The organism is Xylophilus sp. (genome assembly GCA_009914555.1).
Lineage (GTDB): Bacteria > Pseudomonadota > Gammaproteobacteria > Burkholderiales > Burkholderiaceae_C > WNDY01.
Genome location: WNDY01000001.1, coordinates 314755 through 338950 on the forward strand (window position 1 = coordinate 314755; position 24196 = coordinate 338950).

The window sequence follows — 24196 nt, forward strand, 5'->3', positions numbered from 1 at the left end:
GATTGGCACGCTCCATGCTAACCCGCTGTGTACTTCCTGAAACGTCCCCAGCGAGCAACTTAGTAGGAGCGCACGAATGACTGCCACCCTCGTCAAGACCCTGGCCATCGCCGCCGCTGCCGCCCTGCCGGCGCTGGCCAGCGCGCAGCTGACCGGCAACGTCAGCCTCACCACCAACTACAAGTTCCGGGGCCAGGATCAGGACGTACTGCGCGGCAAGGTCGACAAGACCGTCAAGCCCGCGCTGCAAGGCGGCTTCGACTACACCTTCGGCGAGACCGGCTGGTACGTCGGCAACTGGAACTCCAGCGTCAACTGGCTCGACGGCAACAGCGTGGAATCCGACTTCTACGGCGGCTACAAGTTCAAGGCCGGCGAGATCGATGCCGACGTCGGCGCGCTCACCTACGTCTACCCCGGCAACAAGAACGGCAACACCGCCGAGCTCTACGGCGCAGCCACGTGGGGCCCGCTCACCGCCAAGTATTCGCACACTGTCTCCGACGACTACTTCGGCTGGGCCGGCAACAACGCCGGCTCAGGCTACAAGGGCCGCAACACCGGCTATTTCAACCTGGCCTTCGCGCAGGAAGTGGCGCCGAGCGTGACGCTCAAGGCCGCGGTGGGCTACACCCGCTTCGCCAGCGGCATCAAGGATGCCGTGCCCGGCATTCCGAACTACGTCGACTACAGCGTGGGCGCGGCCTACGACTTCGGCGGCGGCCTGTCGCTGACGGGCTCGGTCGTCGGCGCCACCAGGAAGAATTTCTTCGGCGATGCCAACAAGGCCCGCGTGATCGTCGCGCTGACCAAGACGCTGTAAGCGTCCGGCGGCCGGCCCCTACCGTTTTCCACTCGAGGAGGTACCGAACATGAAACTGGTGACTGCGATCATCAAACCCTTCAAGCTCGACGAGGTGCGCGAGGCGCTCTCGGCCATCGGCGTGCAGGGCATCACCGTGACCGAGGTCAAGGGCTTTGGCCGGCAGAAGGGCCATACCGAGCTGTACCGCGGCGCGGAATACGTCGTGGACTTTTTGCCCAAGGTGAAGATCGAGGCCGCCGTGTCCGACGACCTGGTCGATGGCGTGATCGAGGCCATCGAGACGGCCGCGCGCACCGGCAAGATCGGCGACGGCAAGATCTTCGTCTTCGACCTGGGCCAGGTGGTGCGCATCGGCACCGGCGAGACCGGCGGCGACGCACTCTGACGCGAGCGGGACGACCCCAAGAATCCAAAGAGAAACCGACATGAAGAAACTGTTTGCTTCCCTGATCCTGGGCATGGTTCTGCTGGCGGGAGGGACCGCCGCCCTGGCCCAGGCCGCCGCCGAGCCTGCTGCCAGCGCGCCGGCAGTGGCTCCCGCCGCGGCCCCGGCTGCCGCGCCCGCGCCCAAGCTCGATTCCGGCGACACGTCGTGGATGCTGACTTCCACGCTGCTCGTGATCCTGATGACCATTCCGGGCCTCGCGCTGTTCTACGGCGGCCTGGGCCGCTCGAAGAACATGCTGTCCGTGCTGGTGCAGGTGTTCGTCGTCTTCTCGCTGATCTCGGTGCTGTGGGCTCTGTACGGCTACACGCTGGCGTTCGGCGGCGAAGGCACCTTCTTCGGCGGCTTCGACAAGCTGTTCCTCAAGGGCATCGCCCCCGCCACGCTCTCCGGCGCGCTGCCGACGATCCCCGAGTACGTCTTCGTGGCGTTCCAGGGCACGTTCGCGGCCATCACCGTGGCGCTGATCGTGGGCTCCTTCGCAGAGCGTGCTCGGTTCGGCGCGGTGCTGCTGTTCGGTGCCCTGTGGTTCACCTTCAGCTACCTGCCGCTGGCCCACATGGTCTGGGGCGGCGGCCTGCTGGGCAAGGAGGGGGCGCTGGACTTCGCCGGCGGCACCGTGGTCCACATCAACGCCGGTATCGCCGGCCTGGTGGGCGCCTATGTGGTCGGCAAGCGCATCGGCTTCGGCAAGGAAGCGCTGGCTCCGCACTCCCTGACCCTGACCCTGGTCGGCGCCTCGCTGCTGTGGGTGGGCTGGTTCGGCTTCAATGCCGGCTCCGCGGGCGCGGCCAACGGCATCGCGGGCCTGGCCTTCATCAACACCGTGCTCGCCACCGCCGCGGCCACCCTGGCCTGGATCGGCGCCGAGTCGGTGCACAAGGGCAAGGCCTCAGCGCTGGGTGCCGCCTCCGGCGCCGTCGCCGGGCTCGTGGCCATCACGCCGGCCGCCGGTTTCGTCGGGCCGGTGGGCTCCATCGTGCTCGGCCTGATCGCCGGCGTGGCGGGACTCTGGGGCGTCACCGGCCTCAAGAAGCTGCTCGGCGCGGACGACTCTTTCGACGTGTTCGGCGTGCACGGCGTCTGTGGCATCGTCGGCGCCATCCTGACCGCCGTGTTCGCGGCCCCCGGCTTCGGCGGCACGCAGGCGGCGGACTATGCGATCGGCCACCAGCTCTGGGTGCAGGTCAAGAGCGTGATCGTCACCATCGTGTGGTCGGGCGTCGTGGCTTTCATCGCCTACAAGATCGCCGATCTGGTGCTGGGCCTGCGGGTGACCGAGGAAGCCGAGCGCGAGGGTCTGGACATCACCTCCCACGGCGAAACCGCCTACAACCGGTGAGGTGAAAAGGTTTGGCATCGACGGCGGCATCCTGTCGCCGGAGAAGCCAAGTCAGCGAGAGTCTCTTCTGGATGTTGGGCCCGCTCCGGCGGGCCCTTTTTTCCTTGTCGCCGGGCCGCTACAAGATTGAATATGTGATTTTCTTCGTTGGTCGTGTTTCAGGCTGAAACCTAGACTGCGCCTACCGCGTCGGAGAGGGAGGCCGCCGAGCCGGGCCGGCGCGGGTTCATCCCCGTCACGGAGCACACGACCATGCAGAAGAACGACCGCCATCCGGCCCCGCTGGCGCGCATTGCCCTCGTCGCCGGCATTGCCGCTGGCGGCATCCCCGCCCTGGCCCAGGACGCGGCTTCCAGCCCCACGGTGCTCGACTCGGTCATCGTCACCGGCACCCGCGCGCAGCGCACCAGCGTGCAGTCCGAATCGCCCATCGACGTGCTGACCGCGCGCGACCTGCAAGCCACCGGCACGACCGAGCTGGCCACGGCGCTCGCGCGGCTGCTGCCCTCGCTGAACTTCCCGCGCCCGTCCAACACCGACGCCACCGACGCGGCGCGCCCGGCGCAGCTGCGCGGCCTCTCGCCCGACCAAGTGCTGGTGCTGGTGGACGGCAAGCGCCGCCACAGCGGCGCGGTGGTCAACGTCAACGGCTCGGTCGGCCGCGGCAGCGCGCCGGTGGACCTCAACGCGATCCCGATCTCGGCGATCGAGCGCATCGAGGTGCTGCGCGACGGCGCCTCGGCCCAGTACGGCTCCGATGCGATTGCCGGCGTCATCAACATCATCCTGCGCAAGGGCGCGGCCGGCGGCTCGGCCACGCTGGGCTACGGCGGCTACTCCAAGGGCGACGGCAGGCAGCTCACCGCAAGCGTCAACACCGGCGTGGCGCTCGGCAGCGACGGCGGCTGGCTGCGCATCACGGCCGAGAAGCGCCGGCAGGACTACACCAACCGCTCGGGCGCCGGTTTTCGCGACCCCCACGAGCCGCTCTACGGCCAGGTCACCTCGCGCCAGGGCGAGCCTGACAGCGACCAGGGCGCGCTCGCCTTCAACGGCGAGCTGCCGCTGGGCGGCGGCACGACGCTTTATGCCTTCGGCACCTGGAGCCAGCGCGATACCAACTCCGCCGCGGCCTGGCGCACCGCCTACACCGCCGTCGGCGGCAGCACGCTGCGCACATCGTTCTACCCGCAGGGCTTTCTGCCGCAGCTCGACAGCACCACGACCGACAAGGCGCTCGTGGTCGGCCTGCGCGGCGACGCCGCCGGCTGGCGCTGGGACGTCAGCTACAACCACGGCGACAACGATTTCAAGATCAACACCGTGAACTCGGTGAACCTGAGCCTGGGCAGCGCGAGCCCCACGCGCTTCTACGACGGGCGGCTCAAAAGCCAGCAGGACATCCTCAACGCCGACTTCACGCGCGACTTCCAGGTCGGCTGGCTGCCGCGCCCGCTCACCGTGGGCCTGGGCGGCGAAGTGCGCCACGAGCGCTACGTGCTCGAAGCCGGCGAAGTGGCGTCCTATACCGGCAGCGGTGCCCAGGGCTTCCAGGGCATCCAGCCGCAGAACGCGGGCCGCTTCAAGCGCGACAACACCGCGCTCTACGGCACGCTGGAGACCGAGTTCAACGACGCCTGGAGCGCCTCGGCCGCGCTGCGCGCCGAGCACTACGACGATTTCGGCGGCGCCACCTCGGGCAAGCTCTCCACGCGCTGGCAGGCCACGCCGTCCGTGGCGCTGCGCGGCACGGTGTCCACCGGCTTCCGCGCGCCGTCGCTCGCGCAGCAGAACTACAGCCTGACGCAGTCCACCTACATCGTGGTCAACGGCGTGAACACGCTGCTGGACGCCGGCACCTTCGGCGTCAACACCGCCGCGGCGCGTGCATTGGGCGCGCAGCCGCTCAAGGCCGAGAAGTCGCGCAACTTCAGCCTGGGCCTGCTGCTGCAGCCCGTGCCCGAGTTCACGACCAGCATCGACGTCTACCAGATCGACATCGACGGCCGCATCCTGTATTCCGGCAACCTCGTGCTGCCCTCCGCCTTGCAGGCGCAGCTGGCCGCGCAGGGCATCTACGCCTCGGCCGCGCGCTATTTCACGAATGCGCTGGACACGCGCAACCGCGGCATCGACATCGTCAGCAGCTACCAGTGGAAGACCGCGTCGGCCGGCCGCTTCACCGGCACTCTGGGCCTCAACGTCAACGACGCCAGCGTGCGCAACATCGCGGCCAACCCGGCGGTGCTCACGGCCAACGGCCTGACGCTGATCGACCGGCAGACCATCCAGCGCGTGACGCGCACGTCGCCGAAGACCAAGCTCAGCCTGGGACTGGAGAACACGCACGAGCGCTTCTCGGTGCGCGGCCAGCTCACGCGCTACGGCAGCTTCGTCGCGCCGCAGAACGATGCGACGCTGGACCAGACCTTCGGCGCGAAATGGGTGCTCGACGTCTCGGCCAGCTGGCGCGTGCTGCCTGCGCTCACGCTCACGGTGGGCGTGGACAACCTCACGGACCAGTACCCGGACCAGGTGCGCTCCAGCCTGAGTTCGGGCGGCACCTCGCCCTACAGCACCTTCTCGCCGTTCGGCTTCGGCGGCCGGTTCTACTACGCACGAGCCTCATACACCTGGTAGTACAAAGCGCCAGTCAGCGCTTGTCAGGCGGAATGGTCATATACCCCGGAAAGCGAGGTTTGCGACACAATCGTTCCATGCCTGCCGACACCGCTCCCACCACGCTGCTGTCCGACTGGGCGCCTCTGGCCGCCGGGGCGTGCGCCCTCGGCGAATCGCCGTGCTGGCATGCCGGGGAACGACGCCTCTACTGGGTCGACATCGCCGGCCGGCGCCTGCTGCGCGCCGATGCGCGCGGCGAAGGCGCCGAGGCCTGGAGCCTGCCGTCCGAGCCCGGCTGTATCGCGCCGGCCCACGGCGGCGGCCTGGTGATCGCGCTGCGCAGCGGCATCTTCCGTGCGCGCGTCTGGGGCGGCGCGCTCGACTCCATCGCGGTGCTTCCCTGCGACCCGGCCACCACGCGCGCCAACGATGGCAAGTGCGATGCGCACGGCCGCTTCTGGGTCGGCACCGTCTACGAGCCCAAGGACGCGCCGCGCGCCGCGCTCTACAGCATCGACGCCCGCGGCAGCGGCCCGGCTGCGGTGCGCGAGCAGGTCGGCGGCGCGCTGACGGCCAACAGCCTCGCCTGGTCGCCCGACGGCCGCACGCTCTACTGGGCCGACACGCCGAGCCATGCGATCCATGCCTGGGACTTCGACGCGGAGACCGCCGCGCTGTCGAACCGCCGGCTCTTGCGGGCTTTCGACCCGAAGCCCGCGGGCTGGCAGGCGGGCGACCCGGGCTATGGCGGCCGCCCCGATGGCGCGGCCGTCGACGCCGAGGGCCATCTCTGGGTCGCGATGTTCGAGGGTGCGCGCGTGCTGCGGCTGTCGCCCGACGGCGCCGTGGCCGCCGAGTACCCGCTGCCGGTGCGCTGCCCGACGATGCCGGCCTTCGGCGGCGCGGACGGCCGCACGCTCTTCGTCACTTCGGCCGCCCACGGCCGCAGCGCGCAGGAACTGGCCGCGCTCCCCCTGTCGGGCCGCGTGCTGTCGCTGCGTGTGGACGTGCCCGGGCTGCCGGTGAACCTCTTCCGCGGTTGACCGGGCAGTAAAAGAGCCTTTCGGCCAGCTGAAGACCGCCTCGAACTCAACCGTTATTTCCTGCGGCGTTCGACCATGCAGCGCCCCCGGAGAGGTTCCCAGGCATTTACGGAAACATCGTCGTGAAGCTCGGTACGCTCATCCCGGTCTGCTGACACATCAGCCGGACAAGGATCACCTCCATTCCGTTGGAAGACACGCTTCGCAAGCGGCATCGCCGTGCGAAGGCGGGCAAACGTCGATACCAAAGGCGCTGGCCAGACCGTGATCGGAAGGACGGGGCCCGCCGAGCGGATCGAGACGATCAACACGCGGAACAAGGCCAGAAATACCTCGACGCCACAGGCAAGGTGGTCGCCGTGTATGTTCGATGCGACCCAGGGCCGATGCGACTACCGCTTTGGAAGCCCCTATGCCGACGCGACGCAGCAGCGGCTCAGTCCGGCCATCATCCGCCTGTTCCATCCGAGAAGTCGTCTCGGCACCGCGCTTGCGCACGGTGCCGAAGGCTGTTCGCGAGCGTCATTGCAGAAGCTGCTGCGGCCTAGCGAGGCGAAACGCGCAAGCCGGATCGCCGAAGACTTCGCATTTCCGAACTGCATGCATGTCCATCGGCCGGGCAGCGTGGATTGAGCGTGCGGGCCGGTGCCGAACAGATGGTCGAGCGTCAGCGAAGCCGGTCGGGCGACAAAAAACGCCACGCCGCACATTCAAAAATATCAACGGCGCCGGGGGCGCCCCCGATGGCTGCGGCGGGCCGCACCGTTAGCATGGGCAGGTCATGGATTCCGTCCTCCGCCCGTTCATCGACCGCGTGCGTGCCGCCGCGGCCGCCGCCGTGCCGCTGGCCATCCGCGGCGGCGGCACCAAAGGCTTCCTGTTCGACGCGCCGCCCGCGGGTGAGCCGCTCGATACCGCGCCGCTCGCCGGCGTGCTCGGCTACGAACCCAGCGAACTCGTCGCGACCGTGCGTGCCGGCACGCCGCTGGCCGAGGTCGAGGCGCTGCTGGCCGAAGCCGGCCAGTGCCTGCCGTTCGAGCCGCCGCACTTCGGCCCCGGCGCGACCGTCGGCGGCATGGTGGCCGCGGGGCTCGCCGGCCCGGCGCGCGCCAGCGCAGGCGGCGTGCGCGACTTCGTGCTCGGCCTGGGCCTCGTCAACGGCCGCGGCGAGCATCTGCTGTTCGGCGGCGAGGTCATGAAGAACGTCGCGGGCTACGACGTGTCGCGGCTCATGGCCGGCGCGTTCGGCACGCTCGGTCTCATCACCCAGGTCAGCCTCAAGGTGCTGCCGCAGGCGCCGGCCGAGGCCACGCTGCGCTTTGCCTGCTGCGGCCAGGACGAGGCACTGCGCCTGCTGGCCGGCTGGGGCGCGCGGCCGCTGCCGCTGTCGGCCAGCCGCTGGGAGGAGGAGGAAGCGGGCGGCGGCCGCGGCGTGCTGCGCCTGCGGCTGCGCGGCGCGGTCGCGGCGGTCGGCGCGGCCACGCATGCGCTCTGTGCCGCGCACGGCGGCACGGTCGAGGCGCCGCAGGAGGCGGCGCAGGGCTGGCATGCGGTGCGCGAGCAGACGCTGCCGTGGTTCGCGCGGCGCGCAGACGCGGCGATCTGGCGGCTGTCGGTACCGCAGACGGCCGCCGCGCTGGCCGTGCCGGCGGCGGCCGGCGCGCCGCTCGTCGAATGGCACGGCGGCCAGCGCTGGTATGCGGTGGCCGGCGGCGATCCGGACGCGGGCCGTGCGCTGCGCGCCGCCGCGGCCCGGACCGGCGGCCATGCCACGCTCTGGCGCGTCGCGCCCGGCGGCGCGCGCGGCGTGGCCCGGCGCGACGCGGTAGCCGCGCCGCTCGGGCGCATCCAGGAGGCCCTGCGGCGCGAGTTTGATCCGCACGGCGTCTTCAACCCCGGGCTGGCGATCTGACCCGCACGGCGAGGCATGCGCATCCTGCTGCTGCTCACCGGCCGCCACCGCACGCCGTCGATCAACCGCGCGCTCGGGCTGCTGCTGGTGTTCAACGCCGGCGCGGTGAACGCCGGCGGCTTCCTCGCGGTGCATCTCTATACGTCCCACATGACCGGCTTCGTCTCGACCGTGGCCGACAACCTTGTCCTCGGCAACATGGCGCTGGTGCTCGGCGCCGTCGGCGCGCTGCTGGCCTTCACGACCGGCGCGGCCACCACGGCCATCCTGGTGAACTGGGCGCGCCAGCACCGGCTGCGCAGCGGCTATGCGCTGCCGCTGCTGCTGGAGGCCGCGCTGCTGCTGCTGTTCGGCCTCATGGGCGCGATCACGCTGACCTGGCACACGCCGTTTTCAGTGCCGCTCACGGTGCTGCTGCTGTCCTTCCTCATGGGGCTGCAGAACGCGGTGGTCACCAAGATGTCGTCGGCCCAGATCCGCACGACCCACATGACCGGCACGGTGACCGACCTCGGCATCGAACTCGGCAAGATGCTCTATTGGAACCGCGCCGGCAGCCCGCCGGAGCGGCAGGTGCGCGCCAACCAGGCGCGGCTGCGCCTCTTCGGCAGCCTGCTGGCGATGTTCACCATCGGCGGCATCGTCGGCGCCGCGGGCTTCAAGCACATCGGCTTCGTCTGGGTGGTGCCGCTGGCCATGCTGCTGCTGGCGCTGTCGCTGCCGCCGCTGGCGGCCGACAGCAGGCGGCTGCGCACCATCTGGTATGCCTGGCGGCGCGCGTACGTGCGGCGCCGCTCGTCCCACTGAACCCACGAGAACGGATACCCACCATGCAAACCCAGCTCGCGCCGCAGTACCGCGGCACGCCCGAGGGCGAGGAGGCCGAGGCCATCCTGCGCAAGTGCGTGCACTGCGGCTTCTGCACCGCCACCTGCCCGACCTACCAGCTGCTCGGCGACGAGCTCGACGGCCCGCGCGGGCGCATCTACCTCATCAAGCAGGTGCTCGAAGGCCAGGCACCCACGCGCGCCACGCAGCTGCACCTGGACCGCTGCCTGACCTGCCGCAACTGCGAGAGCACCTGCCCGAGCGGCGTGCAGTACGGCCACCTGGTCGACATCGGCCGCAGGATCGTCGACGAGCAGGTGCCCCGCCCGGCCGGCGAGCGGGCCAGGCGCTGGGCGCTCAAGGAGGGCCTGCCCTCGCCGCTGTTCGGCCCGGCCATGAAGCTCGGCCAGGCCGTGCGCGGCCTGCTGCCGACCGCCGTGCGGGCCAAGGTGCCGGCGCCGCGCCCGACCGGCGCGCGCCCGCGCCGCAGCCATGCGCGCAAGGTGCTGTCGCTCGAAGGCTGCGTGCAGCCGTCGATGGCGCCCAACATCAACGCGGCCACGGCGCGCGTGCTCGATGCGGCCGGCGTCGAGACGCTCACCGCGCCGCGCGCCGGCTGCTGCGGTGCGGTCAAGTTCCACCTCAACGACCACGAGGGCGGCCGCGACGAGATGCGCGTCAACATCGACGCCTGGTGGCCGCAGGTCGAGGCCGGCGCGGTCGAGGCCATCGTCGTCAACGCCTCGGGCTGTGGCGCGATGGTCAAGGACTACGGCCATGTGCTGCGCCACGACCCGGCCTATGCGGAGAAGGCCGCGCGCATTGCAGCGCTGGCGCGCGACCCGAGCGAACTCCTGCCCGAGCTGCTGCTGGCCATCGCCGGGCGCCTGCAGGGCAAGCAGCTTGCCGTTCCCAGCGGCGTCTTCGCCTACCACCCGCCCTGCACCCTGCAGCACGGCCAGCAGATCCGCGGCGGCGTCGAGACGCATCTGCGCGCGCTGGGCTTCGACATCCGCGCCGCCGCCAGCGAGTCGCACCTGTGCTGCGGCTCGGCCGGCACCTATTCGGTCCTGCAGCCCGGGCTGTCGTACCGGCTGCGCGACCGCAAGCTCGCCTACCTGGCGGAGATCGCACCCGTGGCCATCCTGTCGGCCAACATCGGCTGCATCACGCACCTGCAGTCGGGCACCGGCGTGCCGGTGCGGCACTGGATCGAGGTGCTGGACGAGGCGCTGCCGAAGGCCTGATCCGGCAGCAACGCAGGCAAGCGTCCGGCAGCGGATGTGCCGGAAAAGAGCCGAAGATTGCAGGCAACCGACGATCCCTTCTTCATCAAGACTGGAGAGCCTGCCGATGACCACGTTTTGCCGCCCGGGCCCGCTGACGGCCGCCACCCTGGCCTCGCTGGCCACGTCGTTCGCCGCATGCACGCTGGCCCTCGCCCAGCCCGCGCCGCCGGCCGAACCCACCGCCGTGCCGCCGCTGCACGGCGAAGGCTCGGCCCGCTACCGCTGCGGCGGCATCGGCATCGACGAGTCCACCGCTTTCCGCGCCGCCACCCGGCAGCACCCGCTGTCGCTGCTGTTCGCCGCGCCCGGCGGCGACTACCAGGCCAACGTCACCGTGCGCATCAGCGACGCCAAGGGCAACCAGGCGCTGCAGCTGCGCGCCGACGGCCCGGTCTGCCTGATCGACTTGCCCAACGGCAGCTACACGGTCGAGGCCACGCCCGAGAAGGGCGCGCCGCAAAAGCGCAGCGTGCAGGTCACGAGCGGCAGGCCGCAGACGCTGGACTTCCGCTTCTGAACCCGGGCCGCGCCGGCGCGGCGCATGGTGGCATGATGGCGGGTTTGTTCCCCGCTTTTCCTGCCAGGCCATGACGTCCGATACCGAGCCCCCCGTCGACACCGCAGCATCCACCGGCGCGCCGCAAGCGGCAGCTCCTGCCGCCGAGGGCGCCGCGCCTGCGCGCAAGCGCCGAAGCCGGGGCGGGCAGGGCGGCGGCGCCAGGGCGGCGGCCGGCGATGCAGCCGCCGCACAGCAGCAGCAACCGCCGCAGCCACAAGCCGCCAAGGCGGAGAAGGCGGAGAAGAGCCCGCGCGTGCCGCATCCGGCCCTGAACCGGCTGGCCGAGCTGTATCCCAGGCTGTTCGGCGCCCATTTCCTGCCGCTCAAGCGCGGCATCTTCGAGGACCTGCTGGCCGCGCATCCCGATGCCTTCGAGCGCGACGCGCTCAAGGCCGCGCTGGGCCTGCACGCCCGCTCCACCCGCTACCTCCAGGTGGTGGCCGAGGGCCGCAAGCGCCACGACCTGGCCGGCAACCCGGTCGAGGCGCTGGCGCCCGAGCATGTACACCATGCCAGCGTCGAGCTCTGGCGCCGCCGCGTCGGCCGCACGCCCGAGGCCGAGCGCGATGCGCTGCGCGCCCAGGTGCTGCGCCGCATCGTGCGCAACGTCGAGGCCTCGGGCCTGGCGCGCGACGCCTATGCCGAGCGCGTGGCCACGCGCGACGCGGCCGTCACCGCGCTGGTGGACGAGGCCCTGGCCGAAGTCGCGGTGCGTGCCGCGAAGGACGAGGCCGTGCTGCGCGCGCTCGACGCCAGCGGCCAGTCGCCCGAAGCCTTCGCGGACATGTACGGCCTGGACGTGCGCACCGTGCGCCAGGCGCTGGAGCGCGCCGGCAAGCGCGCACCGGCCGCCGAAACGGCCGCGCAATGACCCGTGTTGCGCCCTCGCCCGGCAGGAGAGGAATTGGTGCCCGGGGGTATGCGGCCAATGCGGACGATCGACGCCCAGCTCAGGCGGGTTCTACCCGGGGTATCGGTGCAGCCAGCGCCGCCTCGATGTCCGCCGCCAGCTGCGCCGGCTTGTCGAACGGCGCGTAGCGGCGCACCACGTGGCCGTCGCGGCCGATCAGGAACTTGGTGAAGTTCCACTTGACCGCCTTGGTGCCGAGGAAGCCCGGCTTCTCGTCCACCAGCCAGCGGTAGAGCGGCGCGGCGTGCTCGCCCCGGACGTCGATCTTCTCCATCATGGCAAAGCCCACGCCATAGTTGCGGCTGCAAAAGCCCTGGATCTCGGCGTTGCTGCCCGGGTCCTGCGCGCCGAACTGGTTGCACGGAAAGCCCAGCACCACCAGGCCCTGGCCGCCGTAGGTGCGGTGCAGTTCCTCCAGCCCCGCGAACTGCGGCGTGAAGCCGCAGGCGCTCGCGGTGTTGACGACCAGCAGCGGCCGGCCGCGGAACTGCGCCAGCGGCACCGTGCTGCCGTCGATGCCGCGGACCTCGAAGTCGTAGGCGGTAGTGGTCCCGGGCGCGGCGCCCATGCTCACTCCTCCTTCATGCCCGTGGCCTTGACCACGCCGCCCAGGCGGGCGCGCTCCTCGTTCACGAACTGGATAAACGACGCGCGCGTGCCGCCGATCGGCTCGATGCCCAGGCCGCGCAGGCGCTCGGCCGTGGCCCGGTCCTTCATCGCCGCATCGACCGCGGCGGCCAGCTTGTCGAGGATGGGCGCGGGCACGCCGGCCGGCGCATGGACGCCGGCCCAGTGGGCGATGCGGATCTCGGGGAAGCCCAGCTCGGCCGCGGTCGGCAGCGCGGGCCAGGCCGAGATGCGCTGCGTCCAGGTCGTGACCAGCGCGCGCAGCTTGCCGCTCTTGAGGTACGGCAGCACGACGATGCTGGCTTCGGAGGTCGCGTCCACCTGGCCGCCCAGCACCGCGGCGATCGATTCGGAGCCGCTCTTGTAGGGCACCAGGTCGAGCTTGGCGTTGTACTTGGTGGTCAGCAGCCCCTGCACGAAGTGCGGCGTGCTGCCGGTGCCGGCCGTGGCGAAGTGCAGGCCCGGGCCCTTCTTCGACGCGGCGACGAAGTCCTTCAGGTCCTTGTACGGCGAGTTGGCCGGCACCACGATCACCGAGGGCGCCAGGCCGACCAGCGCCACCGGCACCAGGTCGCTGTCCTTGTAGGCGACCTTGCGGATCATGCTGTTGGAGATCACGCCCGCGGCGCTGATCAGGAAGGTGTAGCCGTCGGGCGCGGCCTTGGCGACCAGGTCGGTGCCCAGCACCGCGCCGGCGCCCGGCTTGTTGTCGACGATGACCGGCTGGCCCAGCGTGCGCGACGCGCCCTCGGCGGCCGCGCGGCCCAGCAGGTCGTTGGCGCCGCCGGCCGAGAACGGCACGACGAAGCGGATCGGCCGCGTTGGCCAGGCGTCGGCCGCGAGGGCCGGCAGGGCCGAGGCCAGCAGCGCAGCGCCGGAGCCGGCGACCAGCGCGCGGCGGGAGACGGGGGCAGGAGCAAAAGAGCGTGTTGTCATGGATTGTCTCGGGTTGGTTGCATGTCGGTGGCCGGCCGGCCTGCGGACGGCGTCAAGCGTGCCACCGCATCGTTCACCATCGGCCATTGTGTATCAGGATCTGCGGACGCTGCGGCAGCGGCGCCGCCGGCCATCGACCGGCCCCTGTCCCGCAGCAACCGAAAGATCGGGGGGTATAGCCATTTACTCCACGAAAGACGGGCGCTTGCAGGGTACTACACGGGGAGTATCTAGCGCAGCGCCGACCACAGCGCCGCCAGCACGATCAGCGCCCCGCCCACGTAGGTCTGAGCCGCCGGCTGCGCCGCCCCGGCGGCGATCGACGAGGCGCTGGCGAACAGCACTTCGGACAGCATCACCAGCGACGTGGTCTGCGCCGGCAGCCGCGAGGCGCCGTACTGCAGCGCCATGTTGCCCAGCAGGAAAGCCGCGGCCAGGACCAGCCCGATGGCCGGCCAGCCCCAGCCCGGCGCCGGCGGCACGGCGACCCAGCCCTGCGCCGTGCCCAGCAGCGCCACCAGCGCGGCCGCCGCGGTGCCGCCGCCGAACATAGCCACCGCGCGCGCCGGTCCAGGCGCCGCATGCAGGCGGCGCAGCAGGATGTTGGTCAGCGCGAAGCACAAGCCCGCGCCGATCGCCAGCCAGTCCACGCCGCTCTCGGGCCAGGGCCAGTCCACGCCGGGCGCCTTCAGCACCACGACCACGCCGGCCAGCGCCAGCGCCATGCGGGCCAGGCCGGCCGGCCGCGGCTGCTCGCCCAGCAGCGGCCAGGCCAGCAGCACGCTCCACAGCGGCATCAGGTAGAACAGCAGCACCACCCGCACCACGTCGCCCGTGGTCACCGCCCAATTGAAGCCCAGGTTGGTCAGCCCGGCGGCGATCGCCAGCAGCCACAGCGCACCGAACTGTGCGAACGCCCGCCACACGCCCGGCCGCAGCACGAACAGCACCACCAGCGCCAGCGCGTAGATGCCGGCCGTCGCCCACAGCGGATGCAGCCCGCGCGCCTGCAGGGCGCGCAGCGGCCACCACGACACGCCCCAGACGAAGGCATTGAACAGCAGCGCCAGCACGGCGAACGACACGGACCGCGAACGACTCATCGGCACAGAAAAAAAGGAGGGGGAAAAAAGCGGCGCAGGCGCCGCGCACGGGCCGCCCCGCCGCTCTATCTAATGCACGTCCTTGCGGGCGATGCTCAGGAGATGCTCGATTTCTTCGCGGTGGATGTCCGCGTTGCGCTGGTGCCAGCGGCGCATGACCCACATCACTCCGGCCACCACCAGCCCGAAGGCCACGATGGCGCCGTAGACCGACAGGCCCAGCTTGAGCGACAGGCTGTAGAACGCGCCCAGCCCCAGGATGGCGGCCTGCTCATTGAAGTTCTGCACGGCGATCGAGCGGCCGGAGCCCATCAGGTTGTGGCCGCGGTGCTGGAGCAGCGCGTTCATCGGCACCACGAGGAAGCCACCCAGCCCGCCCAGCAGGATCAGGAAGGGCACGGCGATCCAGATGTTGTGGATGAAGATCATCGCCACCAGCAGCAGCCCCATCGCGATGCCCAGCGGGATCACCCTGGTCGCCTGGTCCAGCCGCATGCGCATCGAGGCCACTACCGCGCCCACGGCCGTGCCCACGGCCACCACGCCGGTCAGCGACGAGGCCTGCGTCGTGTTGTAGTGCAGCGCCACCGCGGCCCAGGCCAGCACGATGTACTTGAGATTGCCGCCCGCGCCCCAGAACAGCGTGGTCGTGCCCAGCGAGATCTGTCCGAGCCGGTCGCGCCACAGGCGGGAGTTGCAGGTCCAGAAGTCCGGCAGCAGCGCCAGCGGGTTCCTCGGCAGCGGCCGCATCTCCACGCCGGTGTGCGGTATGCGCGTGTTGAACCAGGCCGCCAGCAGGAAGACGAACACCAGCACCAGGATCGCCGCCTCGGGCGGCGTGTCGATGCCGGTGTCGAAGAACGACACGTCGATGGCCAGCAGGTGCGACGACAGCGTGGGCGCGATCAGCTGGCCGCCCAGCAGCAGGCCCAGGATGATCGAGGCGATCGTGAGCCCCTCGATCCAGCCGTTGGCCTTGACCAGCTGGGAGGCCGGCAGCAGCTCGGTCAGGATGCCGTACTTGGCCGGCGAATAGGCCGCCGCACCCAGCCCCACGACCGCGTAGGCCAGGAGCGGATGGGTGCCGAACAGCATCAGCAGGCAGCCGATAATCTTGATCGCGTTGCTGATGAACATGACGCGGCCCTTGGGCAACGCGTCGGCGAAAGCGCCCACGAAGGGCGCCAGGATGACGTAGAACAGCGCGAACATCGGCACCAGCGCGGCGCGCTGCCACTCGGGCGCGCCGCTGGTGCGCAGCAGTTCGATCGCGGCTATGAACATCGCATTGTCGGCCAGCGAGCTGAAAAACTGCGCCGACATGATCGTGTAGAAACCGCGCTTCATCGAGTGGCTTGAAGGGCCTCGGCGGCGCCGATGACCTGGTAGGGGTGAGAGCGTCTCGCTGGAGGACAGCGGGTTATATCACGCACCCTGGCGGCGCCAGTGCCAGAATTCCCAGCCTTCCACGTCAGCCTTCGACACCCATGCCGCGCCCCATTCTCGCCACCATCCACCCCGCCGCACTGCGCCACAACCTGGAGCGCGCGCGCCGCGCGGCACCCGACGCGCGGGTCTGGGCGGTCGTCAAGGCCAACGCCTACGGCCATGGCATCGAGCGCGTGTTCGACGCCCTGCGCGGGGCCGACGGCTTCGCCCTGCTCGACCTGGACGAGGCCCGGCGCCTGCGCGCGCTCGACTGGCGCGGCCCTATCCTGCTGCTCGAAGGCGTGTTCGAGCCGCGCGACCTGGAACTATGCTCGCGGCTGGACCTGTGGCACACGGTGCACTGCGACCAGCAGATCGACTGGCTGGCCCGCCACAAGACCCAGGTGCCGCAGCGCGTCTTCCTCAAGCTCAACTCCGGCATGAACCGGCTCGGCTTCGCGCCGCACCGCCTGCGCAGCGCCTGGGCCCGGCTCGACGCGCTGCCGCAGGTCGGCGAGATCGGCTTCATCACCCACTTCAGCGACGCCGACGGTCCGCGCGGCACGGCCCGCCAGCTCGCCGTGTTCGACGAGGTCACGCGCGACCTGCCGGGCGAGCGCACGCTCGCCAACAGCGCCGCCACCCTGCGCCAGGGCGGCCAGCCCGCCGTGCGGGCCGACTGGGTGCGCACGGGCATCCTGCTCTACGGCTCGTCGCCCGACTTGCCCGAACGCAGCGCGGCCGACTGGGACCTGCGGCCGGCCATGACGCTGGCCACCCGCATCATCGGCATCCAGCAGCTCGACAGCGGCGACACGGTCGGCTACGGCTCGCGCTTCACCGCCGACGGCCCGCTGCGGCTCGGCGTGGCCGCCTGCGGCTATGCCGACGGCTACCCGCGCCACTGCGGCACCGGCACGCCGGTGCTGGTCGAGGGCGTGCGCACCCGGCTGCTCGGGCGCGTCAGCATGGACATGCTGGCCGTCGACCTCACGCCCGTGCAGGCCGCCGGCCGGCCGGCCGACGTGGGCGCCGAGGTCACGCTCTGGGGCCGGGCGCGCGACGGCGCGGTGCTCTCCATCGACGAAGTGGCCCAGGCCGCCGGCACCGTCGGCTACGAGCTGATGTGCGCCGTCGCGCCGCGCGTGCCTGTCGCGGTGGACGCGGAGCCTGCTTGAGGGCACGTTCTAAGGCATCCCCGGTTCCCCGGCATCATGCGTCCGGGCGCATCCAGCGAAAGGAAGAACCGGCCATGCCGCAGCGACAGATCGATCACCTCATCCTGGGCGGCGGCGGGGCCGCCGCCGCCGCGGCCGCGCAGATCCGGCTCGAAGACGCCGTCTGCTCGGTCACCATCCTCTCGGCCGACAGCTGCGCGCCGTATTACCGGCCGGCGCTGTCCAAGCGGTTCCTGCAGGGCCAGGCCACGCGGGATCAGATCCTGCTGCACCCTGCCAGCTTCTATGCGGAGCAGGACATCGAACTCGTCCTCGGCGAGGAAGCGGTGGCGGTGGACGTGGCCGGGCGGATCGTCACCACCGCCAGCGGCCGGCAGTACCACTACGGGCACCTGCTGATCGCCACCGGCGCGGGCGGCGTCGGGCTCGGCGCCCCGGGCCACCGGCTCGCCGGCATCCACCACCTGCGCGGCATCGCCGAAGGCGAGGCCGTGCGGCGCGACATCGCCGCGGGCGCCCGGCAGGCCGTCGTGCTGGGCGCGAGCTTCCTGGGCATGGAAGTCGCCATGACGCTGATCGGGCTGGGGCTCCAGGTCACCATCATCGAGCAGCGCGACCGGATGCTGCCGCACCTGGAGTCCGGCCGCGTCTCGGCCTACTTTCGGCGGCATGCCGAGGAACTGGGCGCCACCGTGCTGCTCGGCGAGACCATTGCCGCCGTCCACGGCAGCGGCCATATCCGCGAGGTCGAGACCCGCTCCGGCAGGCGCCTGCCCTGCGACCTGCTGATGGTCAGCATCGGCGTGGCGCCGGCCACCGGCTTCCTCGACGGCAGCGGCATCGCGCTGGCCGACGGGCTCGTCATCGTCGACGACCAGCTGCGCACCAGCGTGCCCAGCGTCTTCGCGGCCGGCGACGTCACCAGCCTCATGGACCCGGTGTTCGGCCGCCGCCGGCACATCGAGCACTGGGACAACGCGGTCAAGCAGGGCCGGCTCGCGGCGCTCAACATGCTCGGCCGCCGCCGCCGCTACGACGAGGTGTCGTACTTCTTCTGCGACATCGGCGACATCAGCTTCAGCATGCTCGGCGCGCCGGAGGAGGCCGACGAGCGCATCGCGCGCGGCACGCTGGCCTCCCGGTCCTTCGCGCTCATCTATCTCAAGGACGACGTGCCCCGCGCGCTGCTGTCCGTCGGCCGCCCCGCGGAGGAAACGCGCAGCATCGAAGGGCTGATCCGCTACCGCGTCAACCTGCATGCCGACAAGGCCCGGCTGCACGACCCGGCCTTCGCGCTCGGCAGGATATCCACCCAGACGGTGCTGATCCTCCAGGGCGGCGGCGCCATGGGCGCTTTCGAATGCGGCGTGGTCAAGGCGCTGGAGGAGGAGGGCGTCTTCCCCGACATCGTCGCCGGCATCTCCATCGGCGCACTCAACGGGGCCATCGTCGCCGGCAACCCGCGCCATGCCACCGAGGCGCTGGAGTCGTTCTGGTCCGAGCTGGCGGTCGCCTCCCCGGCGCTGCTGGGCGCCGAGGCGGCCCGCGCGGTGACGTCCGCGCAGATCGTGGCCTGCGGCATCCCCAGCTTCTTCCGTCCGCGCTGGTTTCCCTCGCTCGAATCCACGTTCACCCCGCCGACGAGCTGGACCAGCTTCTACGACGTGGCGCCCATGCGCCGGCTGATCGCGCGCTACGTCGACTTCTCCAGGCTCAAGTCCAGCCCCGTGCGGCTGCTCGTTGGCGCCGTGAACGTCGCCTCGGGCGAGCTGGAGGTGTTCGACAGCTACGTGGACGACCTCACCCCCGACCACGTGCTGGCCAGCGGCAGCCTGCCGCCGGGCTTCCCGTGGACCGAGATCGACGGCCAGGCCTACTGGGACGGCGGCATCGTCAGCAATTCGCCGCTGGACCTGGTGATCGACCGCTGCGGGCCCGACGGCAAGCGCGTCTACATCGTGGACCTGTTCGCCGGCCAGCGGCCCCTGCCCACCAACATGGTCGAGGTGATGACCCGGCGCGACGAGATCGTCTATTCCGAACGGGTGCGCAGCGACCTGCGCTTCCGGCAGCTGACCGAGGCCTACCGCGACCTCGTGGACAACATCCTGAGCCAGGTCGATCCACAGATCCAGGCCAAGATCCGGCAGCGCCCGCTCTATATCCAGCTGATGGGCGACGGCGCGGCGATGTCCATCACGCGCTTCGTCCGCCAGGGCAGCGAGGGGGAATCGTCCTCGCGCGACTACGATTTTTCCGACGTGGCGGTCCGCGCGAACCAGCGGCAGGGCTATGCGCTGGTGAAGGATACGCTCGGCAAGGCCGCGGCGGCTGCGCCGCCACCCGCCACCGTGGACACCGTGCGGCGCAGGCACCGGAGCTGAGCTGACGCGGCGGCCTCTCGCCAGGGGCATTGCCGCCCTGCTTGTCTTCGAACCATCGATTCCAGCCAACCAACCCTTCATCCACCATGCGCAACCAGTCCACCTGGCGCAGCGTGCGGCTGGCCCAGTCGCGGCTGGAGCAGATCCTGCACCGCCGCCACAGCCTGCGCCTGCACGGCCTGGTCATCGGCGCCGTCACCCTCGGCGGCATGCTCGCCGCCTCGGCCGTGCAGCGGGCGCTGGGCGTGGAAACGCTCGCGCTGCGCTGGTGGGCCGGCCGGCTCGTCGATGACGACAGGGACGACAGCGCCGATGCCACGGATGCGCTCGACCTGCTGGACTTAGTGCCTACGGGTGGCAGCCGCAGCGGGGAAGGCCGCAGTGCCGCTCCACCCATTCGCACCGGCGGTGGCGGCGACTTCGCCGGCGGCGGTGCCACCGCCGATTTCGGTGGGGCCGATGCCGCCGCCGACAGCAGCATCGCCGACGCCCTCCCTGGGCAGCGCCGCCTCCCGTGCGGTCGACGCGGACGAAGCCTCGGTCGTGCGCGATGAATGTACGGGGTGGCCGCGGACCCGGCTCAGCCTGCAGCGAATGCCAAGTTGCGTGATGGTCAGGGCATGCCCGTCGATGACAGCAGGGCGTTCTCCACTTCGCGCCCTTCCAATGCGCGGACACCGAGGCCTTGTTTGCCATTGGCAAGAGCCGCGGTTCGCCAACATCAAGACGGTTGCCGAACGCAAGCTGACCCAACTGCATGCAGCTACGACGATCGAGTTTCTACGTGCTCCGCCGGGCAATCGGCTGGAGGCGTTGTCGGGCGACCGGGCGGGGCAGCACAGCATTCGCATCAACGACCAGTGGCGCATCTGCTTCCTCTGGACGGTGCAAGGGCCGGCGAATGTGGAGATCGTGGACTACCACTGACTGACTGATCGAAAGGAGCCACCAACATGACCCAGAACGGAATGCGGCCGGTGCATCCCGGCGAGGTGCTGCAAGAGGACTACATGAAGCCGTGGGGCCTCAGCTCCAACGCGCTGGCCAAGCTGCTGCATGTGCCGGCATCGCGGGTGAACGACATCGTGCTCGGCCGCCGTGGCGTCACAGCGGACACGGCGCTGCGCCTGACACGCTGCTTCGGCGGCGATGCGCAGTCGTGGCTGAACCTGCAAAGCATGTATGACCTGCGGGTGGCCGAGATTGCCAACGGCAGCGCGATCGCCAGCGAAGTGGAGCCGCTGGAAGCGGCGCATGCGTGATCGGCATCGGAGCGGCCGTTCTCTTTCTATGAGCCGGCGGCGCGGGTGACAGACTCTTTCAGTGCGCGCTTCACCACCTTCCCCGTCGCATTCTTCGGCAGCTCCTGCACGAACACATACCGCTTCGGCCGCTTGAACCGCGCGATCCGTTCCAGGCAGACGGCATCCAGCGCCGCCTCATCCACTTCCGCAATCCCCGGCCGCCGCACCACCACGGCGACCACGGCCTCGCCCCATTCCCGGTCCGGCGTGCCGACCACCGCGACCTCGGCCACGCCGGGGTGCGCGAGCAGGGCGTCTTCCACTTCGCGCGGATAGATGTTGCTGCCGCCGCTGATGATCACGTCCTTGCTGCGGTCCTTCAAATGCAGCAGGCCGCGCGCGTCGATCACACCGATGTCGCCGGTGCGCAGCCAGCCGCCGGTCAGGGCCTGGGCGCTGGCGCCGGGGTTGTTCCAGTAGCCGCGCATGACCGTGGGGCTGCGCACCAGCACTTCGCCGGGCGTGCCGGGCGGCGCGGGTTCGCCGTCGCCGGCCTGGATCGCAAGTGTCACGGTGGTCTGGGGCCAGCCGGCCGAGGCGAGCAGGTCGTCGTCGCCTTCGGCCACGGCGCGCGCCAGGGGTTCGGCGCGCAGGGCGGTGATGGTCATGGGCGATTCGCCCTGGCCGTACATCAGGGCGACGCGCGGGCCAATGGTGGCGACGGCGGCCTTGATGTCTTCCCCATAGAACGGCGCGCCGCCCGCGAAGATGCAGCGCAGGCCGGGCAGGGCGGCGGTTTCGGAGTGCGCTTTCAAATAGGTGACCAGCCGGTTGATGATGGTGGGTGCGGCGAACAGGCTGGCGCGGTGCCAGTGGCTGGCGAGCGCGGCCAGCTCGGCCTCGTCGAATCCGCCGCTGACCGGCACGATCTGCAGGGCGCCGCGCATCCAGTACGGAATGCCGTAGAGCCCGCTGCCGTGCGACAGCGGCGCGGCGTGGACGATGGCGTCGGTCGCGTCGATGGCCAGCAGGTCGGCCTGGAAGTTGAGCGCCATCGCGACCAGGTTGGCATGCGTGAGCATGACGCCCTTGGGCCGGCCGGTGGTGCCGCTGGTATAGAACAGCCAGGCCAGGTCGTCGCCTTGGCCCTCTGCACTGGCGTCGGGCGCGGCCGACTCGCCCTGGGCGGCCTGCTGCCACTCGGCGCCCAGCACGTCCACCAGCTGCACGGCGGGCCGCGCCTCGGCGGTGGCAGCCAGCGCGGCGGCCTGCTCGCCGAGCGACAGAGCCAGCCGGGCGCCGGCGTCGTCGAGCACGTGGCCGATCTCGTCGGCATGCAGGCGGGCGTTGACGGGCACGGCGCACAGCTCGGCATGCCAGATCGCGAGCATGGCCTCGGCATAGGCCGGGTGGTTCTTCATGGCCAGCGCCACGCGGTCGCCCGGGTGCAGGCGCAGGTCCTCGCGCAGCCAGCGGGCGAGGGCGCGCACGCGGCGGTCGAGGGCTTCGTAGCTCAGGGCGGGGGCGGTGCCTTCGGCAAGGGCGGGGCGGCTGCCGTGCATGCGTACGGTGCGCTGGAAGAGGTGGCTGAGGTGCATGCAGGGGGGCGTCTCCTTGCCTGCAATTCTTTGGCGCGCGCCGCTTGGCGCGGCAGAGGGTTCGACCCTATTCGAGCTGCGACAGGTGCTCGCGCGCCGCCGCGGCCAGGCGGTCGTCGAAGGTGGCGAGCGGGCAGCGCAGGTCGGCGGCCAGCCAGAGGTAGGCGGCGTCGTAGGCGGACAGCTGGTAACGCTGGGCCAGTTCGATCACGGACGGCGGGTCCGTGGGATGCAGCTCGATGTCCAGCCTCGCGACTTCAGCCAGCCCGGCCGCGGCATGGGCCTCGCCGCGACGCAGCTTCTGGAGGGTGACGCTGGCGATCTCGTTCATCAGCAGATGCGGCGCATGCAGGGTGTGCCCGGCGATGCGCAGCCGGGCCTGATCTTCCCAGTGCTCGCGGAACACCATGCCGGCGATGGCGCTGCAATCCACCACGAGCGGCGGACGGGCGAGGTACGGCGCAGGCGGCTCGGCCACCTGCAGCACGGGCGCGCGGGCCGGGTGGCTCACCGGCTGTCCCGGTCCTGCCGAATGATGTCGATGCTCGACAGCTGGTTGGGGATGGGATCGGGATATTTTTCGCGCAACGACGCGATGACCTCCTCCACCGTCTTCCAGCCCTGCCGCACGATGGGCCAGCCGCGCGCGTCGTAGCCGACGATGCGCGGGCGTCCGAGCTGCCGCTGCTGATGCTGTTGTGCCTCCACGCCGGCTTCGGCACCGGGCACGGCGGCATCCTGCTGCCGCACCGCCTGCTCGACGATGGCCATCAGCTCGCCCTGCAGAGAGCGGTGGTTGCGCGCGGCCCGGCGGCGCAGGGCCTCGGCCCAGTCTTCGGGCACGTCCTTGATCGACAGGTTGGGCATGGTGGCTGTGGCAGGTTTCGCAATGGAGCCATTCTGGAACCGGTCCGCCGCCGCTGTCAATACAGTCCGAGCCCCCGTGCCTTGAGCCGGGCCAGACCCAGCAGCGCATCGGTGAATGGCGTGGCGACACCCACGCGCTGGCCGATCTCGCGCACCGCGGCGACGAGCGCGTCCAGTTCGACCGGGCGGCCGGCTTCCACGTCCTGCAGCATCGACGTCTTGACGGCGCCCAGGCGGCGGGTGACGGCATGGCGGTCCTCCGGCCGCTCGGCGATGGGCACGCCGATGCGCTCCCCGACCGCCCTGGCCTCCAGCATCACGGCGGTGACCAGGCCGCGCACCAAATCGTCGTCGAGGATGCGGTCCATCGTCACACCGGTCAGCGCGCTGATGGGGTTCATCGTCATGTTGCCCCAGAGCTTGTACCAGGCGTCCTTCTGAATCTGTGACGACACGGGCGCTTCGAGCCCGGCCTGCGTCAGCACGGCCGAGATCGCAAGCACGCGCTCACTTTCGCCGCCCGCCGGCTCGCCGACGATGACCTTGCGGCCCTGCACGTGGCGGATGCGCCCCGGCCCGTCGATCGCGCAGGCCGCGTGCACCACGCCGCCGACCACGTGCCGCACCGGGATGGACAGCGCGATGGCGCCGCCCGGGTCCACCGAATCGAGCGCCGCGCCGGCCAGCGGCCCGCCAAAGCCTCCGCTGAGGAAGAACCACCACGGCACGCCGTTCATCGCCGTGAGCACCACTGTCCGCGGCCCGAGGAGCGGCGCGATGCGCGCGGCCACGGCCGGCAGGGCCGGCGCCTTGACGGCGATGATGACCAGGTCCTGCACGCCGAGCGCGGCCGGGTCCTCGTGGGCCTGCACGGCGGCCTGCACGTCGCCATCGGGGCTGGCGAGCTGCAGGCCGTGCCGCCGCAGCGCCTCCAGCGTCGCGCCGCGCGCGACCGCGCTCACCGCGTGGCCGGCCTGCGCCAGCCGCGCACCGATCCAGCCACCGATGGCGCCGGCGCCGTAGATGCAGACTTTCATGCGAACAGGTCCAGGGGG

At 70.9% G+C, this 24196-nt stretch carries 23 protein-coding genes and 1 pseudogene; 16 read left to right on the forward strand and 8 right to left on the reverse strand.

Annotation, left to right across the window (positions count from 1 at the left end; genetic code table 11):
• The first annotated feature begins 76 nt into the window (after positions 1–76).
• The 11 genes from GAK38_RS01535 (at position 77) to GAK38_RS01585 (ending at position 11737) form a co-directional block, all read left to right on the forward strand.
• A complete protein-coding gene (locus GAK38_RS01535) occupies positions 77–823 on the forward strand; it encodes a TorF family putative porin (RefSeq protein ID WP_325340820.1) in 747 nt (248 codons plus the stop codon).
• Between the two features lie 49 nt (positions 824–872).
• Positions 873–1211: a P-II family nitrogen regulator gene (glnK, locus tag GAK38_RS01540; protein WP_325340822.1), complete on the forward strand. Its 339-nt coding sequence runs from the start codon at positions 873–875 to the stop codon at positions 1209–1211.
• A gap of 40 nt (positions 1212–1251) precedes the next feature.
• Positions 1252–2613 (forward strand): ammonium transporter, encoded by a 1362-nt coding sequence (gene amt / locus GAK38_RS01545; RefSeq protein ID WP_325340823.1) that lies wholly within the window; start codon positions 1252–1254, stop codon positions 2611–2613.
• 252 nt (positions 2614–2865) lie between these two features.
• A complete protein-coding gene (locus GAK38_RS01550; RefSeq protein WP_325340825.1) occupies positions 2866–5253 on the forward strand; it encodes a TonB-dependent receptor plug domain-containing protein in 2388 nt (795 codons plus the stop codon).
• A 77-nt stretch (positions 5254–5330) separates the two neighbouring features.
• The gene (locus GAK38_RS01555) at positions 5331–6278 is read left to right on the forward strand and encodes an SMP-30/gluconolactonase/LRE family protein (protein ID WP_325340827.1); all 948 of its coding nucleotides are present in this window, start codon (positions 5331–5333) and stop codon (positions 6276–6278) included.
• A gap of 363 nt (positions 6279–6641) precedes the next feature.
• Positions 6642–6911 carry a hypothetical protein gene (locus GAK38_RS01560; RefSeq protein WP_325340828.1) on the forward strand — a complete coding sequence of 90 codons (270 nt, stop codon included), beginning with the start codon at positions 6642–6644 and terminating at the stop codon, positions 6909–6911.
• Between the two features lie 148 nt (positions 6912–7059).
• The gene (gene glcE, locus GAK38_RS01565; RefSeq protein WP_325340829.1) at positions 7060–8190 is read left to right on the forward strand and encodes a glycolate oxidase subunit GlcE; all 1131 of its coding nucleotides are present in this window, start codon (positions 7060–7062) and stop codon (positions 8188–8190) included.
• 15 nt (positions 8191–8205) lie between these two features.
• Positions 8206–8997: a YoaK family protein gene (locus GAK38_RS01570; protein WP_325340831.1), complete on the forward strand. Its 792-nt coding sequence runs from the start codon at positions 8206–8208 to the stop codon at positions 8995–8997.
• 23 nt (positions 8998–9020) lie between these two features.
• On the forward strand, positions 9021–10265 hold the full coding sequence (gene glcF / locus GAK38_RS01575; protein WP_325340832.1) for a glycolate oxidase subunit GlcF: 1245 nt from the start codon (positions 9021–9023) through the stop codon (positions 10263–10265).
• Between the two features lie 106 nt (positions 10266–10371).
• On the forward strand, positions 10372–10824 hold the full coding sequence (locus tag GAK38_RS01580; protein WP_325340834.1) for a carboxypeptidase regulatory-like domain-containing protein: 453 nt from the start codon (positions 10372–10374) through the stop codon (positions 10822–10824).
• 70 nt (positions 10825–10894) lie between these two features.
• The gene (locus GAK38_RS01585; protein WP_325340835.1) at positions 10895–11737 is read left to right on the forward strand and encodes a ProQ/FINO family protein; all 843 of its coding nucleotides are present in this window, start codon (positions 10895–10897) and stop codon (positions 11735–11737) included.
• A 79-nt stretch (positions 11738–11816) separates the two neighbouring features.
• On the opposite strand, the gene GAK38_RS01590 is transcribed toward GAK38_RS01585, so the two are convergent.
• The 4 genes from GAK38_RS01590 to lplT form a co-directional block, all read right to left on the reverse strand.
• Complete coding sequence (locus GAK38_RS01590; protein WP_325340836.1) at positions 11817–12344, reverse strand: glutathione peroxidase; 528 nt, start codon at positions 12342–12344, stop codon at positions 11817–11819.
• 2 nt (positions 12345–12346) lie between these two features.
• The gene (locus GAK38_RS01595; RefSeq protein ID WP_325340838.1) at positions 12347–13339 is read right to left on the reverse strand and encodes a tripartite tricarboxylate transporter substrate binding protein; all 993 of its coding nucleotides are present in this window, start codon (positions 13337–13339) and stop codon (positions 12347–12349) included.
• 230 nt (positions 13340–13569) lie between these two features.
• Positions 13570–14442 (reverse strand): DMT family transporter, encoded by an 873-nt coding sequence (locus GAK38_RS01600; protein WP_325340840.1) that lies wholly within the window; start codon positions 14440–14442, stop codon positions 13570–13572.
• Between the two features lie 69 nt (positions 14443–14511).
• Positions 14512–15789 (reverse strand): lysophospholipid transporter LplT, encoded by a 1278-nt coding sequence (gene lplT / locus GAK38_RS01605; RefSeq protein WP_325340842.1) that lies wholly within the window; start codon positions 15787–15789, stop codon positions 14512–14514.
• 140 nt (positions 15790–15929) lie between these two features.
• On the opposite strand from lplT, the gene alr reads away from it, so the two are divergent.
• The 5 genes and pseudogenes from alr (at position 15930) to GAK38_RS01630 (ending at position 20694) form a co-directional block, all read left to right on the forward strand.
• A complete protein-coding gene (alr, locus tag GAK38_RS01610) occupies positions 15930–17048 on the forward strand; it encodes an alanine racemase (RefSeq protein ID WP_325340844.1) in 1119 nt (372 codons plus the stop codon).
• A gap of 74 nt (positions 17049–17122) precedes the next feature.
• Positions 17123–19432 (forward strand): FAD-dependent oxidoreductase, encoded by a 2310-nt coding sequence (locus tag GAK38_RS01615; RefSeq protein ID WP_325340846.1) that lies wholly within the window; start codon positions 17123–17125, stop codon positions 19430–19432.
• Positions 19433–19518: 86 nt separating this feature from the next.
• Positions 19519–19986, forward strand: coding sequence for a hypothetical protein (locus GAK38_RS01620; protein WP_325340847.1), 468 nt, complete (start codon positions 19519–19521; stop codon positions 19984–19986).
• Between the two features lie 131 nt (positions 19987–20117).
• Positions 20118–20359: pseudogene (locus GAK38_RS01625) on the forward strand (type II toxin-antitoxin system RelE/ParE family toxin).
• 26 nt (positions 20360–20385) lie between these two features.
• Positions 20386–20694 (forward strand): HigA family addiction module antitoxin, encoded by a 309-nt coding sequence (locus tag GAK38_RS01630; RefSeq protein WP_325340848.1) that lies wholly within the window; start codon positions 20386–20388, stop codon positions 20692–20694.
• A 26-nt stretch (positions 20695–20720) separates the two neighbouring features.
• Here GAK38_RS01630 and GAK38_RS01635 read toward each other — a convergent pair whose 3' ends face one another.
• From GAK38_RS01635 to GAK38_RS01650, 4 genes are all read right to left on the reverse strand, one after another.
• A complete protein-coding gene (locus tag GAK38_RS01635; RefSeq protein WP_325340850.1) occupies positions 20721–22274 on the reverse strand; it encodes an AMP-binding protein in 1554 nt (517 codons plus the stop codon).
• 67 nt (positions 22275–22341) lie between these two features.
• A complete protein-coding gene (locus GAK38_RS01640) occupies positions 22342–22785 on the reverse strand; it encodes a type II toxin-antitoxin system VapC family toxin (protein WP_325340851.1) in 444 nt (147 codons plus the stop codon).
• On the reverse strand, positions 22782–23141 hold the full coding sequence (locus GAK38_RS01645) for a FitA-like ribbon-helix-helix domain-containing protein (RefSeq protein ID WP_325340852.1): 360 nt from the start codon (positions 23139–23141) through the stop codon (positions 22782–22784). Before GAK38_RS01645 ends, GAK38_RS01640 begins: the two co-directional genes overlap by 4 nt.
• A 56-nt stretch (positions 23142–23197) precedes the next feature.
• On the reverse strand, positions 23198–24178 hold the full coding sequence (locus GAK38_RS01650; RefSeq protein ID WP_325340854.1) for a 2-dehydropantoate 2-reductase: 981 nt from the start codon (positions 24176–24178) through the stop codon (positions 23198–23200).
• Positions 24179–24196: the final 18 nt, after the last annotated feature.

Excerpts from the sequence above, each read along its gene's own strand:
- GAK38_RS01535 (WP_325340820.1), top strand. The coding sequence starts at position 77 with ATGACTGCCACCCTCGTCAAGACCCTGGCCATCGCCGCCGCTGCCGCC.
- glnK (WP_325340822.1), top strand. The coding sequence starts at position 873 with ATGAAACTGGTGACTGCGATCATCAAACCCTTCAAGCTCGACGAGGTG.
- amt (WP_325340823.1), top strand. The coding sequence starts at position 1,252 with ATGAAGAAACTGTTTGCTTCCCTGATCCTGGGCATGGTTCTGCTGGCG.
- GAK38_RS01550 (WP_325340825.1), top strand. The coding sequence starts at position 2,866 with ATGCAGAAGAACGACCGCCATCCGGCCCCGCTGGCGCGCATTGCCCTC.
- GAK38_RS01555 (WP_325340827.1), top strand. The coding sequence starts at position 5,331 with ATGCCTGCCGACACCGCTCCCACCACGCTGCTGTCCGACTGGGCGCCT.
- GAK38_RS01560 (WP_325340828.1), top strand. The coding sequence starts at position 6,642 with ATGTTCGATGCGACCCAGGGCCGATGCGACTACCGCTTTGGAAGCCCC.
- glcE (WP_325340829.1), top strand. The coding sequence starts at position 7,060 with ATGGATTCCGTCCTCCGCCCGTTCATCGACCGCGTGCGTGCCGCCGCG.
- GAK38_RS01570 (WP_325340831.1), top strand. The coding sequence starts at position 8,206 with ATGCGCATCCTGCTGCTGCTCACCGGCCGCCACCGCACGCCGTCGATC.
- glcF (WP_325340832.1), top strand. The coding sequence starts at position 9,021 with ATGCAAACCCAGCTCGCGCCGCAGTACCGCGGCACGCCCGAGGGCGAG.
- GAK38_RS01580 (WP_325340834.1), top strand. The coding sequence starts at position 10,372 with ATGACCACGTTTTGCCGCCCGGGCCCGCTGACGGCCGCCACCCTGGCC.
- GAK38_RS01585 (WP_325340835.1), top strand. The coding sequence starts at position 10,895 with ATGACGTCCGATACCGAGCCCCCCGTCGACACCGCAGCATCCACCGGC.
- GAK38_RS01590 (WP_325340836.1), bottom strand. The coding sequence starts at position 12,344 with ATGGGCGCCGCGCCCGGGACCACTACCGCCTACGACTTCGAGGTCCGC.
- GAK38_RS01595 (WP_325340838.1), bottom strand. The coding sequence starts at position 13,339 with ATGACAACACGCTCTTTTGCTCCTGCCCCCGTCTCCCGCCGCGCGCTG.
- GAK38_RS01600 (WP_325340840.1), bottom strand. The coding sequence starts at position 14,442 with ATGAGTCGTTCGCGGTCCGTGTCGTTCGCCGTGCTGGCGCTGCTGTTC.
- lplT (WP_325340842.1), bottom strand. The coding sequence starts at position 15,789 with ATGAAGCGCGGTTTCTACACGATCATGTCGGCGCAGTTTTTCAGCTCG.
- alr (WP_325340844.1), top strand. The coding sequence starts at position 15,930 with ATGCCGCGCCCCATTCTCGCCACCATCCACCCCGCCGCACTGCGCCAC.
- GAK38_RS01615 (WP_325340846.1), top strand. The coding sequence starts at position 17,123 with ATGCCGCAGCGACAGATCGATCACCTCATCCTGGGCGGCGGCGGGGCC.
- GAK38_RS01620 (WP_325340847.1), top strand. The coding sequence starts at position 19,519 with ATGCGCAACCAGTCCACCTGGCGCAGCGTGCGGCTGGCCCAGTCGCGG.
- GAK38_RS01630 (WP_325340848.1), top strand. The coding sequence starts at position 20,386 with ATGACCCAGAACGGAATGCGGCCGGTGCATCCCGGCGAGGTGCTGCAA.
- GAK38_RS01635 (WP_325340850.1), bottom strand. The coding sequence starts at position 22,274 with ATGCACCTCAGCCACCTCTTCCAGCGCACCGTACGCATGCACGGCAGC.
- GAK38_RS01645 (WP_325340852.1), bottom strand. The coding sequence starts at position 23,141 with ATGCCCAACCTGTCGATCAAGGACGTGCCCGAAGACTGGGCCGAGGCC.
- GAK38_RS01650 (WP_325340854.1), bottom strand. The coding sequence starts at position 24,178 with ATGAAAGTCTGCATCTACGGCGCCGGCGCCATCGGTGGCTGGATCGGT.